General features: G+C 41.2%; 14 protein-coding genes. 9 read left to right on the forward strand and 5 right to left on the reverse strand.

Annotation, left to right across the window (positions count from 1 at the left end):
• Positions 1 to 12 precede the first annotated feature (12 nt).
• The gene (cmk, locus tag J3P43_RS12155) at positions 13 to 693 is read left to right on the forward strand and encodes a (d)CMP kinase (RefSeq protein ID WP_255902741.1); all 681 of its coding nucleotides are present in this window, start codon (positions 13 to 15) and stop codon (positions 691 to 693) included.
• A 148-nt stretch (positions 694 to 841) separates the two neighbouring features.
• Positions 842 to 2,068: a glycosyltransferase gene (locus tag J3P43_RS12160; RefSeq protein WP_255902743.1), complete on the forward strand. Its 1,227-nt coding sequence runs from the start codon at positions 842 to 844 to the stop codon at positions 2,066 to 2,068.
• Here J3P43_RS12160 and J3P43_RS12165 read toward each other — a convergent pair.
• Positions 2,065 to 2,280: a hypothetical protein gene (locus tag J3P43_RS12165; RefSeq protein ID WP_255902745.1), complete on the reverse strand. Its 216-nt coding sequence runs from the start codon at positions 2,278 to 2,280 to the stop codon at positions 2,065 to 2,067. The genes J3P43_RS12160 and J3P43_RS12165 overlap by 4 nt on opposite strands.
• Before the next feature lie 185 nt (positions 2,281 to 2,465).
• Between J3P43_RS12165 and rpsA the strand changes: the two genes are divergently transcribed.
• The 3 genes from rpsA to J3P43_RS12180 all read left to right on the forward strand — a co-directional run bounded on the left by rpsA (position 2,466) and on the right by J3P43_RS12180 (position 6,168).
• Positions 2,466 to 4,433 carry a 30S ribosomal protein S1 gene (gene rpsA, locus J3P43_RS12170; RefSeq protein ID WP_255902747.1) on the forward strand — a complete coding sequence of 656 codons (1,968 nt, stop codon included), beginning with the start codon at positions 2,466 to 2,468 and terminating at the stop codon, positions 4,431 to 4,433.
• Positions 4,434 to 4,676: 243 nt separating this feature from the next.
• Positions 4,677 to 5,225 carry a bifunctional pyr operon transcriptional regulator/uracil phosphoribosyltransferase PyrR gene (gene pyrR / locus J3P43_RS12175; RefSeq protein ID WP_255902749.1) on the forward strand — a complete coding sequence of 183 codons (549 nt, stop codon included), beginning with the start codon at positions 4,677 to 4,679 and terminating at the stop codon, positions 5,223 to 5,225.
• 4 nt (positions 5,226 to 5,229) lie between these two features.
• Entirely contained in the window at positions 5,230 to 6,168 is a 939-nt protein-coding gene (locus J3P43_RS12180; protein WP_255902751.1) for an aspartate carbamoyltransferase catalytic subunit, read from the forward strand.
• Here the strand turns inward: J3P43_RS12180 and J3P43_RS12185 are convergent, their stop codons facing one another.
• Positions 6,169 to 6,732: a YqgE/AlgH family protein gene (locus tag J3P43_RS12185; protein ID WP_255902753.1), complete on the reverse strand. Its 564-nt coding sequence runs from the start codon at positions 6,730 to 6,732 to the stop codon at positions 6,169 to 6,171.
• Positions 6,733 to 6,878: 146 nt separating this feature from the next.
• Here J3P43_RS12185 and pdxH point away from each other — a divergent pair, with 146 nt between their 5' ends.
• From pdxH to J3P43_RS12200, 3 genes are read left to right on the forward strand one after another with little or no spacing between them, the layout of a single operon-like run.
• Positions 6,879 to 7,532 (forward strand): pyridoxamine 5'-phosphate oxidase, encoded by a 654-nt coding sequence (pdxH, locus tag J3P43_RS12190; RefSeq protein ID WP_255902755.1) that lies wholly within the window; start codon positions 6,879 to 6,881, stop codon positions 7,530 to 7,532.
• Between the two features lies 1 nt (position 7,533).
• The gene (locus J3P43_RS12195; protein WP_255902757.1) at positions 7,534 to 8,028 is read left to right on the forward strand and encodes an NADH-quinone oxidoreductase subunit C; all 495 of its coding nucleotides are present in this window, start codon (positions 7,534 to 7,536) and stop codon (positions 8,026 to 8,028) included.
• A 25-nt stretch (positions 8,029 to 8,053) separates the two neighbouring features.
• A complete protein-coding gene (locus J3P43_RS12200; RefSeq protein WP_255902759.1) occupies positions 8,054 to 9,238 on the forward strand; it encodes an NADH-quinone oxidoreductase subunit D in 1,185 nt (394 codons plus the stop codon).
• A gap of 3 nt (positions 9,239 to 9,241) precedes the next feature.
• Here J3P43_RS12200 and J3P43_RS12205 read toward each other — a convergent pair whose 3' ends face one another.
• The 3 genes from J3P43_RS12205 to J3P43_RS12215 all read right to left on the reverse strand — a co-directional run bounded on the left by J3P43_RS12205 (position 9,242) and on the right by J3P43_RS12215 (position 12,145).
• Positions 9,242 to 10,372, reverse strand: a complete 1,131-nt coding sequence (locus tag J3P43_RS12205; protein WP_255902761.1) for a carboxypeptidase-like regulatory domain-containing protein — start codon at positions 10,370 to 10,372, stop codon at positions 9,242 to 9,244.
• A 117-nt stretch (positions 10,373 to 10,489) separates the two neighbouring features.
• Positions 10,490 to 11,566 (reverse strand): S1C family serine protease, encoded by a 1,077-nt coding sequence (locus J3P43_RS12210; protein WP_255902762.1) that lies wholly within the window; start codon positions 11,564 to 11,566, stop codon positions 10,490 to 10,492.
• Between the two features lie 12 nt (positions 11,567 to 11,578).
• The gene (locus J3P43_RS12215; RefSeq protein ID WP_255902764.1) at positions 11,579 to 12,145 is read right to left on the reverse strand and encodes an RNA polymerase sigma factor; all 567 of its coding nucleotides are present in this window, start codon (positions 12,143 to 12,145) and stop codon (positions 11,579 to 11,581) included.
• A 143-nt stretch (positions 12,146 to 12,288) separates the two neighbouring features.
• Here J3P43_RS12215 and J3P43_RS12220 point away from each other — a divergent pair, with 143 nt between their 5' ends.
• Positions 12,289 to 12,486 (forward strand): hypothetical protein, encoded by a 198-nt coding sequence (locus tag J3P43_RS12220; RefSeq protein ID WP_255902766.1) that lies wholly within the window; start codon positions 12,289 to 12,291, stop codon positions 12,484 to 12,486.
• Positions 12,487 to 12,507 lie beyond the last annotated feature (21 nt).

The raw sequence follows: 12,507 nt of genomic DNA on the forward strand, positions 1-12,507 counted from the left end.
ATCTTTGTTCCAATGAATAACAATATAGTAGTGGCCATTGATGGCTATTCGTCGTGCGGAAAAAGCACATTGGCGAAGGCGCTGGCAAAAAAACTACACTTCATATATATTGACAGTGGGTCTATGTATCGCGCGGTTACCTTATATCTGCAGCGTAACAAGATCGACATCAGTAAGGAAGAGCTGGTGAGCGAGGCCCTCAAAGACATTCATTTAAACTTCCATTCTAAAGATTACAAAACGCATATCACCTTAAACGACGAAGAAGTTTCTGATGAAATAAGAAACATGGCTGTTTCAGAAATGGTGAGCGAAGTAAGTGCAATCAAAGCGGTACGAAAAGAAATGGTGAAGCAGCAGCAGCGTATGGGACGATCGAAAAATATAGTTATGGATGGAAGAGACATTGGAACAACGGTATTTCCCGACGCGCAGGTAAAGATTTTCATGACTGCAGACCCTAAAATAAGAGCCGAGCGTAGATTTAAAGAACTTGTTGATAAGGGCGAAAACATTACCCTTGAAGAAGTATTCGACAATTTGGCGCATCGCGATTATCAGGACACTACCCGAAAGGAAAGTCCGCTGACACGCGCTGAAGACGCTATCATCCTGGATAACACCGATCTCACCGAAGAACAACAGCTCGCTCTGGCGCTCGAAAACATTACTCCCCTTTTGAGGAACAGGTAACCATAATGTAAAGTTTATCTGCTCTTAACACGCTGCGGGTAGTTTGCACAAACTTTATCAGGAGTCGACAGTTATTGTACTTAATGCAGGAAAAGATATCCTTAACGGTATTCTTTTTGCTTCAAAGTTCAAGCACTGCATTCCAGTTATGAAAATTGCAATCTCTACCATAGGAACAAGAGGCGATGTACAGCCATACGCCATACTCGGAAAAGCCCTTGCTGCCCGCGGTCATGACGTTACTCTTTCCACTGCCCGAAACTTCAAAGCCCTGGTAGAAAGTTATGGGATCGATTTTCACCCTATTAACGTTGACTACGAAGAGATTTTAAATTCGGAAGAGGGTAAGAAGATCCTTAAAGCCAACCTGTTTGCTATACAGCGAAACCTTGATAAGTTGATCTACCCCCTTATTGAAAACTCATTAAATGAATGTTATCAGTTAGCTCAAAACAGCGACCTTTTTATATACAGGCCAAAAACCCTGGCTGATGTTTTTACCGGACAGCTGAATACCAAAGCCGTACGCGTTGCCGTTGTACCGGCGATGGAGGAAACGGCCGCCTTTTTAAATCCCATATTAAGCGGCTTCTGGCTTCCCGGATTTATGAACAGATGGAGCTATAAGTGGGTAAATTTGAGATACCGCGTTTTGAGAAAACCCATCAATCACTTTTGCCAGCAAAACGGCCTACAGGAACATAAGCCCAAAATCAAATACAACATACCTTCTATTTACGGAATTAGCGAGCACTTTCTTGAACGGCCAAAAGATTGGTCAAAGGCACATCAGCTTACCGGTTTCTGGTTTCCTGAAGGGGGCGCGGTTCTGCCAGCCGAAATTTCAGAATACCTTGACGCCGGCGAGCCTCCGATTTTGATCACTTTCGGCAGTATGCCACTTAAGAGAGAAATTGCCGGCATGATTATGCAAACAGCCTCTGAAATTAAGGAGCGATTCTTAATAGCGGCGTGCTGGAGCGACTGGGATGTCCCGCATATGGAGCCTTCACCTAATGTTAAGATAATTTCCTCTGTGCCGTTTGAGGCACTTTTTCCGAGGGTGAAAGCCGTTGTTCATCACGGCGGAATTGGCACTACTGCGGAGTGCTTGAAAGCCGGGAAACCCATGTTTGTCTGCCCGGTTCTTTATCCGGTAGGCGACCAATACTTTTGGGGCGACCTTGCTTACAAAAAAGGGCTCGGAGTAAAACCGGTGCCGGTGTCGAGACTGACTCCAAATATCTTTAAAGAAAAAATCTCCCAATTAATAAATAATCAGGGCTTAAAAGAAAATTGCCGTGTAATGGCAGAGAAACTGGCCTCTGAGAACGGAATAGAAAATGCTGTTAAGCTGATTGAAGAAGGTATCTAATCAGCTTCTTCGTCTGCCGGATTCCTGCTCAAACCACCTTCGTCAAATGCCTGTTCATCCATTGGTGCTTCCCAGGTTAGTCCGTGTGTTTTCTTTCCGGTTTTAAATCCGTCATCAGCAGGTTTTCTTCTTTCCTGAGCATCGGCATTTTTTTCTCTGAGCTCATCCTCTGCACTTTTAATTTTGCGGTTATTACTATCTGGTGTTTCCATGTTCAATAGGTTGATTTCTATCTCTCCATAACATTTAGAACGCTGTCGGGTTTCGAGAAAAACTATCAGACTGCAATACAGCGACATAGAAATGAATTAATCGAAAAAAAATTTTTAGGATAAAAATGTATTTACCTACCTTTGCTGTCCTGATTCAAAATCAGGAAAAGGAGACAAATTAATTAATGGCCAAAAAACAAGAAGCAGAAAAAGAGCTGATTGCTAAATCAGCAGAACTTGAAGAAACCACAAGGGTTACTGAGAAAGAAAACATTGAGTCAGAAGCTGATTCATTGTCAATTGAAGAAATTAAGTCTAAAACGTTAGTTACACCAACCGGAGATTTCGATTGGGATGCTGACGACAAAGGATTTGGCAATTACAGCCAGGAAGAGCGTGCAAAGCTTGAACAAATGTATGCAGGTACTTTCAACCAGATCAACAAAGGTGAAATTATCAGCGGTACTGTTGTTAACATTAACAGCAAAGATGTGGTATTAAACGTCGGATTTAAGTCTGATGGTATGGTATCATTATCTGAGTTCCGTGATACTCCGGATCTTAAAGTTGGTGATAAAGTGGACGTATTTGTTGAATCTCAGGAAGATCTTAACGGACAATTGGTTCTTTCACGTAAACGTGCAAAAACTCAGAAGTCTTGGGAGCTTATCAATGAGGCTCTTGAAAACGATATCATCATTAACGGTTATGTAAAAAGCCGTACAAAAGGTGGTCTTATCGTTGACATTATGGGTGTTGAGGCTTTCTTGCCCGGCTCTCAGATTGATATCAAGCCTATCCGCGACTACGATATCTACGTAGGCAAAACCATGGAATTTAAGGTGGTGAAAATCAATCACGAGTTTAAAAACGTGGTTGTATCTCACAAAGTTCTTATCGAGGATGATCTTGAGAACCAAAAAACAGAAATTGTTGCCAAACTTGAAAAAGGTCAGGTTCTTGAAGGTACCGTTAAAAACATCACGGATTTCGGTGTGTTTATCGACCTTGGCGGCGTAGACGGATTACTGCATATTACAGATATTTCATGGGGTCGTATCGAGCATCCAAAAGAAGTATTAACTCTTGATCAAAAGATCAATGTGGTTGTACTTGATTTTGATGATGAGAAAAAACGTATCGCCCTTGGTTTAAAACAACTTACTTCTCATCCTTGGGAGTCTTTAGATACCAACATTGCTGTGGGTTCTAAAGTTAAAGGTAAGATTGTAACGGTTGCTGATTACGGTGCATTCCTTGAAATCACCCCTGGTGTTGAAGGATTAATTCACGTATCAGAAATGTCATGGTCTCAAAACTTGCGTAATCCTCAGGAATTCCTGAAAGTTGGTGATGAAGTTGAAGCGCAGGTTTTAACTTTAGATCGCGACGAGCGCAAAATGAGCCTTGGTATTAAACAATTAACGCCAGATCCTTGGAAAGATATCGCTGCTAAATACACTGTTGGAAGCCAGCATAAAGCTGTTGTTAAAAACATGACCAATTTTGGTGTATTTGTAGAAATCGAAGAAGGAATTGACGGATTGATTCACATTTCTGACCTTTCATGGTCTAAAAAAGTAAATCACCCTAACGAGTTCACTAAAATTGGTGAAGAATTAGACGTGGTAGTTCTTGAATTAGACGAAGAGAACCGCAAATTGAGTTTAGGACATAAGCAACTTGAGGAAAACCCTTGGGAAACTTTTGAAACTATCTTCACTTTAGATTCAATTCACGAAGGAACAGTTTTAAAAGTTACCGAGAAAGGTGCTATTGTAGCTTTACCGTATGGTGTTGAAGGATTCGCTCCAAGCAAACATACTGTTAAAGAAGACGGCAAAGTTCTTAAAGCTGAAGAAACTGCGGATTTCAAAATCATCGAGTTTAACAAAGAATCAAAACGCATTGTAGTATCTCACTCTCGTATCTGGGAAGAAGCTAAAAACGAAGCCCGTAACGAAGAAAGAGCGCAGAAACAAAAAGATGTTAAAGCAACTACAAGCGCGGTGAAGAAAGTTAAAGATTCAGTTGAAAAATCTACTTTAGGCGATCTGGACGTATTAGCTCAACTAAAAGAGCAGATGGAAGGCGCTGAAAACAAAGCGGCTAAAAAATCTGCTGCGAAGAAAACTGAAGAAGGAGCTGAATAATAATTCATACCTCGTAATATGAGCCCTGCTAAAAATTTAGCAGGGCTTTTTTGTTGCTTGTTAGTTTAGAATGAATCAGCCAACCAAACTATATTCATCCCTAACTATACGAAAGTTCACATTATTAGTCGTAGGATGAAAAATGCCTGATGTATTATATTCATCCGATGACGCCCCTCACCTAAATCACATTTTTATCTGCTCGATATAATTTATTTTTTAACTTTGCCCAAATCATAACTGATGCAAAACTTAACCCTGCTTGACGGACAGAAGTTTCAGATAACCATTCAACGCCTCTGCCATCAGTTAATTGAAAATCACAACGACTTTTCTAACTCTGTAATTCTGGGTATTCAGCCCCGGGGTATTTTCCTTTCGAACAGAATTGCATCAGAACTCAGAAATATTCTTCCACAGGCTGATATACTGAACGGAGACCTGGATATCACTTTCTTCAGGGATGATTTCCGTCGCCGGGAAGGCCCGCTAGTACCTAACAGCACTAAGATCGACTTCATTATTGAAGGCAAAAAAGTCATTCTGATCGATGATGTTTTATGGACCGGCAGAACCATCCGTTCGGCAATGGACGCCATGCTTGCTTTTGGGCGCCCGGAAAAAGTTGAGCTTCTGGTGTTAGTAGACAGACGATTTTCAAGGCACTTACCTATAGAGCCTGATTATATAGGAATACAGGTAGACTCTATCAATTCGCAAAAGGTACTGGTTACATGGAAGGAAGCAGATCAGGAAGATAAAGTTATTTTATTATCAGAAGCAGCAGAATAAGACGATGGCAGAAAACAATCAGAAATTGAGTACCAGGCATCTTTTAGGAATAAAAGATTTAAGTGAGAATGATATTCAACTGATTTTTGAAACCGCTGATACTTTTAAAGACGTATTAAACAGACCCATAAAAAAGGTGCCTTCCTTACGGGATATCACCATAGCGAATATCTTCTTTGAGAACTCTACCAGAACCAGGCTTTCGTTTGAACTGGCTCAAAAGCGCCTATCGGCCGACACTGTGAACTTTGCTGCGTCGTCATCTTCTGTAAGCAAGGGTGAAACTCTGATTGACACAGTGAACAACATTCTGGCAATGAAAGTGGACATGGTAGTGATGAGACACCCCTATCCTGGAGCCGGAGTTTTCCTGAGCAAGAAAGTTAATGCTCAAATTGTTAATGCTGGCGATGGAGCTCATGAGCATCCAACTCAGGCTTTGTTAGATGCATTCTCGATCAGAGAGAAATATGGCGATGTAAGCGGCAAAAAAGTGGCCATAATTGGCGATATTCTCCACTCAAGGGTGGCCTTGTCTAACATTCTCTGCCTCCAAAAGTTAGGTGCAGAAGTTATGGTTTGCGGTCCTACAACCCTAATTCCGAAATATATAAAGTCGCTTGGCGTGAGAGTAGAATTTGACCTTCTTAAAGCGTTGAACTGGTGCGATGTGGCCAATATGCTTCGCATACAACTGGAACGTCAGGACATCAAATATTTCCCTTCATTAAGAGAATATTCTATGCTCTATGGCTTAAATAAGCAGATCCTTGACTCTCTTGACAAAGAAATCACTGTTATGCATCCAGGGCCTATAAACCGGGGGGTTGAAATTACGAGTGATGTGGCCGATAGTAAACAATCTATCATTCTCGACCAGGTAGAAAATGGGGTTGCAATTAGAATGGCTGTGCTATATCTTTTAGCTGGCCAGCGTGACTAATTAATTCCACAAAGGATTTTCAGGAAAGTTCACTATATGGGCATATTTAGGCCCCAGCCCTATCACGATATCTTTCCAGAGATTTTCCTCTTCGTCTGCAAATAATAAATCGGGGTTGTAGGTATTAGTCACCAGCCACGAATTTTGTTCCAGTTCTTTATCCAGCTGCCCTACGTCCCAGCCGGAATAACCCACAAAAAACATTATTTCATTTTCCTGGATCTGATTTCCGTTAACGAGGAGCTTTAACGTTTCAAAGTTTCCTCCCCAATAAATACCATTCGCTATTTCAGCTCCACTGTTCATCCTGTCGTAACAGCGATGGATAAAATGCAGCGTATCGTTACCCACCGGGCCCCCAATATATACCGGATTATACGAATCTTCAAAGTCAGGAATCAAGTCCTTCAATACAAAATCACTTTTTTGATTTAATACATACCCCACAGTTCCCTCATCATTATGCTCGGACAATAGCACAACCGATCTTTTGAAATTAGGGTCTAACATAAACGGTTCGGAGATCAACAGGCTCCCGGTTCTGGCTGGTATTTCATTTAGCATAATATATCAACATGGTTAAACTAATATATGTTTTTTCAAGAAATATTGTTTTAAAAAGATAGCTAATTGCCAATAATTCAAACATCTTGTTTTACTGATTGATATCCCGAATATTCTGTTACGAATTAGTAAGTTTGCAATTCATTATGGCAATTAAAAAAGAAACAATAGAAAACCTGAGACAGGAATATCGCTCGGCGTCTTTGTCGGAAAAAGATGTAGCCGCAGATCCTATCAGTCAATTTGCAAAATGGTTTTCAGAAGCTCTTGACGGAGGGATTTACGAACCAAACGCCATGACACTGGCAACATCAACACATGATGGCAAACCTTCGGCGAGAATAATGTTACTGAAAGGATTCGATAAAACAGGATTCACATTTTATACCAATTACTTAAGCAGAAAAGGAAAAGAGATCTCCAAGAACCCGGCCGCCTGTGTTGTTTTTTTCTGGGCCGAGTTAGAGAGGCAGGTTCGAATTGAAGGAACCCTTGAAAAAGTAAGCAAAGAGGAGTCGGAAAAATATTTCCACTCTAGACCTAAAGAAAGTCAGCTAGGCGCTATTGCATCACAACAAAGTCAGGAGATCGCAAGCAGAGATACTGTGGAAAAAGCCTGGCAGGATCTGACCGAGAAATTTCAAGACAAAGAAGTGCCCAAACCAGCCTATTGGGGGGGATATATTCTAAAGCCACAAATTGTTGAATTTTGGCAGGGTCGGCCCGGACGGCTTCATGATCGTATTGTTTATAAACGTTCTGATAAAAAGAACTGGAAAATTGTGCGCTTAGCTCCCTAACATGAGTTTCGACGAAATAAAACAATTGCTGATTGCAAAGTTTGGTCCGGATACTATAATAAACGAAGAGACGTCGGGCATGCAGGCGGCTTTAATTATTCAGCCAGACAAAATTTCTAAAGTTTGCCTTGAACTCAGAGACAACCCCGAAACGTATTTCGATTTGTTAGAATGTCTCTCGGGTGTTGATTACGGTATTGAGGAGAACATGTTCGGTGTAGTGTATCACCTTGCTTCCATTCCTTACAAAAAGCAGCTTACGTTAAAAGTTATTAAATATCACGATAGAACCAGAGAATCACTTCCCTCCGTCCCTACTGTTAGCCAGGTTTGGCGAACTGCGGAATGGCATGAACGCGAAGCATATGATCTGATTGGTATTCATTTCGAAGGCCATCCCGATTTACGACGGATTCTGCTACCCGACGACTGGGAAGGCTATCCGCTTAGAAAAGACTATAAAGCACAGGAGTATTACAGAGGAATCAAAGTGTAACCCCCCAAGCTATAAGGGGAATTATATGGAGCAAAAATACGCAACTCGTTATGAAAAGCTGATCGCTGAGGCTGAAGCCCATGAGATGATTATCAACATTGGTCCTCAGCATCCCTCCACACATGGGGTGTTGCGACTTGAGGTTATTACCGATGGGGAAATTGTGAGGGAAGTAATCCCTCATATGGGCTATTTGCATCGATGCTTCGAAAAGCACGCAGAGAATCTTACCTATCAGCAAACTATACCGTTTGCAGACCGGATGGATTATCTGGCTTCTATGAATAATTCGCATGCCTGGGTAATGGGGGTTGAGAAAATGCTCGGCATTGATCAGGATATCCCACAGCGCATTGAATATATACGGGTGCTGGTATGTGAATTGAACCGAATTGGCTCGCATCTGGTTGCCCTGGGAACATACGGCATTGATATTGGCGCCTTCACCCCCTTCTTATGGTGCTTCCGGGACAGGGAACACATCATGAATATGTTAGAGTGGGCGTCGGGTTCAAGGCTGTTATATAATTATATTTGGGTTGGCGGCTTGTTTTTTGACCTGCCTGTTGGCTTTGAAGAACGGTGCAAGGAATTTGTAGACTATTTTAAACCTAAGATGGTGGAATTGAATGGCCTGCTAACCGAAAACCAAATTTTTATCTCACGGACGGCGAACGTTGGAATTTTACCCTTAGACGTTGCCATAAATTACGGCTGTTCGGGGCCAATGCTACGAGGATCGGGCCTGAAATGGGATCTAAGGCGGGTGGACGGATATTCCGCTTATCCCGAGTTAGAATTCGAAGTTCCGGTGGGAAAAGGAGAGATGGGGACTACAGGAGATTGCTGGGACCGTTTTAAAGTACGGATCGATGAGATAGAGCAGTCTGTGCTTATCATCGAGCAATGCCTGGAAAGATTACAAAAGGATCTTAAAAGAACTACTGACTTCGATCCGAGAGCTAAACTTCCAAAGAAAATCATCCCTAAAGCGCAAGACTTTTACTTTCGGGCCGAGAGCCCGCGTGGCGAACTAGGATATTATTTTATTACTGATGGCAAGAGTGAGATACCAAAACGTGTTAAAGCCAGAGCACCAAGCTTCCATAATCTTTCAGTTATTTCAGAAATCTCGAAAGGGGTACTGATTGCGGATCTGATAGCCATCATTGGCTCTGTGGATATTGTTTTGGGTGAATTAGACCGATAGCTTTTACTCTGGCTCATAATCCTGAGGAAGTAACTCGACAATTCCCTGATTCCAGGCGCCCTCATATATCACACTCCTAGGATTGGCAACAACACCGTTTAAGTCAAACAATACCGGCCTCTTTTGAAATGCTATAATTGTAGTCGGATGTTCACGTATCCTGCTGTAAGGATTATACACTTTCTTGGGTTCATAAATTAAGTGTAAGTCTGTTTGATAATCAAGGGCATGCAAGTTTGGCAGGTTTGTTGGCTTTGCAATATCTCCCGATTCAAGTTTTTCGCGGCCTATCAGGCTAATAGCTTTTGGGCTCCGGTACAACTTTCTCCAATAGGCAAGAGAGTCGTTTGGGTTTGATGCGTTACGATGAAACGTTCTGATCTTCTCAAGGATATAAGCATCACTGGGTCTGTCCGCGACCTTAATTCTTTGAAGACTCCGAACCAGATAGCCATTTTCGTGCAAATTACCGGACCGTAGCAGGCGAAAGAAATGCAGGTTAGATCCAAAATACGCCTGTCTTCTATTTTCTTTCCATCGTTTCAGTTGTCTGGCCGTTCCGTTAAGATTCTCAAACAACACCTGTCCGGCATAATAAGTCAATCCGCTTTGCTGAAGCCATTCGAACTCTTTTAACAAATATTTCAGACGATAGCCCAGGTATTCATTCTCGATAATTAAAAACTCGTCGCTTGAGGCTTCAAGCCGCTTAAGCCGGGAGTCGAAAAACAGGGATAATATTTTAGGATTTGAAACTATACATTTGCCGGAGTTCTCACCAGAGCCTATAAAAATCCGTTTAAAATTAGCATAATTCCGGGCCCAGTTTGGATCGTGGCCTATGACCACTTCTCTTAGCTTTATGTTGTTCGGATGAAGTTTAATTTCAAAACGTTGTGTATCCTGGTTGATTGTAATCCGTTTTACCCAGGTATCATAACCAACATGACTCACCACCAGATCATACTGCCCTGGCTTAATCTTGCGAAGCAAAAAATGCCCCTGACTGTTGGTTTGTGTTCCATTTGTTGCGTTACTTAAAAACACGTTAGCTGAAGAAAGGCCCCTATTCTCCTCGCCATCTCGTACCATCCCGCTAAGGGCTCCGGTCTGGGCCGATATATCAGTGCACAAGAAATAAAAAAGAAAAATGGCTACACAACCTTTCATGTTAAGAACCGGTTATTTTAAGCAAAAAAAAACCTTCGAGCAAGAGCTAAAAGGTTTCTGAAATTATGAAATAAATATTAATCAATATACTTTAACCATAAAAACATAGTTCTTCAACTTCTTATACTGATCAGCTGAACTTAGGCCAGCTAATTGGTTCTTCTTATTGAGAACGATCTGTGCATCTGAAGTATTTTGAAGAGAATCAACGGCTGCCAGAATGTATTTTGATTTTACAGCAAATCCGGTACCGTCGGCAAGAGATTGCTTCCCTTTTATAACACCGATAACATTACCTCTGTTATCAAGTAAAGGACCGCCGCTATTTCCGTTATTTACCGTTATATCCACCTGATACTCGGTTGTATCACCTTTATAACCGCTTGCCGAACTCAAATAGCCTTTACCCAAAACATGGTCATCTTTGGGAAATCCAACGGTAAATACGTTCTCTGAAACATCTGACTGCGCCTTTCTGATTGAATAGGGTATTGAGCCGAAAGTTTCAAAATCGGCGTCATTTATTTTTAAGATCGCAAGATCAAAAGCAGGATCGTCATACACAACATTTACTTTATATGAGTCGCCTTTACCGTTCTGGATGTAAATGGAATCGGCCCCTTTGATCACGTGGCTATTAGTAACCACGTACCCGTTGGCAGTTAATGCAAAACCTGTCCCGCCAAATATTCCCGGATTAACTGGAGCTTCCATGTTACGCAGAATCTCTTTTTGGTCCTTCTTTACTTCCCCAAGCTCGCGGCTCACTTGACGGCGTAACAGGTTCATATCAGATTTGGTAGCGTTGTGCGAGAAATATCCTGTTAACAGTAATGAAGTGAACACTGCTAATATAGCTACAGACGCTGCAACAGCAGCATTGACACGGTATTTATTCCACAACATTCGTACGAGTGTGGAGGCAGGAATAACATCGGCTTTAATTGACTGAACATCCAAAGTTTCATGAATTGCGTTCATGTCAGACATCAGTTTTTTCTTTTTACCGTAGTTGGTTAAAGTAGTAATAAAGGCCTGATGAGCTACTATTTGTTGGTCTAAAGCTGGATTTGTAGCACGTAACGATTCAAAAGCCTCAAGCTCTGCTCCAGACATCTCTCCATTTAAATAAGCTTCAATGCGTTCGGTCAATTCCATTTCTTTTTTTTATTAAACCTGAAAAAACAACTTTTTGAGGCGCTGCAGGCATTTATACTTTTGATTCTTTGCATTGTCAGCATTGGTATACCCAAATGCTTCACAAATCTCCTGCATAGATTTGTTGTTTATGTAAAACTCTTCGATTATCGTCCGGCAGGGCTCCCCTAAATGACCCAGAGCCTCGTCCATTTGTTTAAATTGCCTGTCTTTTTCTTCGTGATATTCCAGATCCTGTTCAACAGCCTCAATACCTTCGAAATCAGCAATATTCCCCGAGCTTCGACTTTTTATATTTAAACGCTTCAACCATAGCCTCCTGCATACAGAATACAAAAATGTTTTCAGTTTGCTGTTGAGCTCAAAGTTGCCCGCTTTTACTTTATCATAAAGAACTATTACCGATTCCTGAAAGATGTCTTTAGCATCATCTTCAGAACCGTTATTTGTAACCACCAACTGCAACACCATCGGAAAATAAGCTTTATAGATCCCTTCAAGCGTTTTTTTCGAATCGTTAAGAATACCTAATATAACTTCGCTATCTTCTGGTACTGAACTTTTTATCTCTCTGCTCACTAGTTAATACCCCAATATTAATTTGGTAACCCAATGATAACTAAAAAAAAAATTAAAAATTCGCGAGATTGGCGGGTTACTTTTCTCCGTTGCCTGTATTAATGAATGAAATATTTGTTTAATCATAAACTTTAACCTCAAAAATGAAAAATTCATTCAAATTCGGTTTTTTAGCTCTAGCTATCTCTTTATCAGTAGCTGCTTGTAACTCAAACAAATCAGAAGAAAATGCTGGTGATTCAGCTCTTGCTGATACTGCTGCAGTTCTTGATACTGCTGTTACTACAACTGTTGATAGCTTAGCTACTGACACTGTTGCTACTGATAGCGTTGCTCAGTAATTTCGATTTTAGAAATAAAAA

Source organism: Paradesertivirga mongoliensis (assembly GCF_024436395.1).
In the GTDB taxonomy this organism is placed as follows: domain Bacteria; phylum Bacteroidota; class Bacteroidia; order Sphingobacteriales; family Sphingobacteriaceae; genus Paradesertivirga; species Paradesertivirga mongoliensis.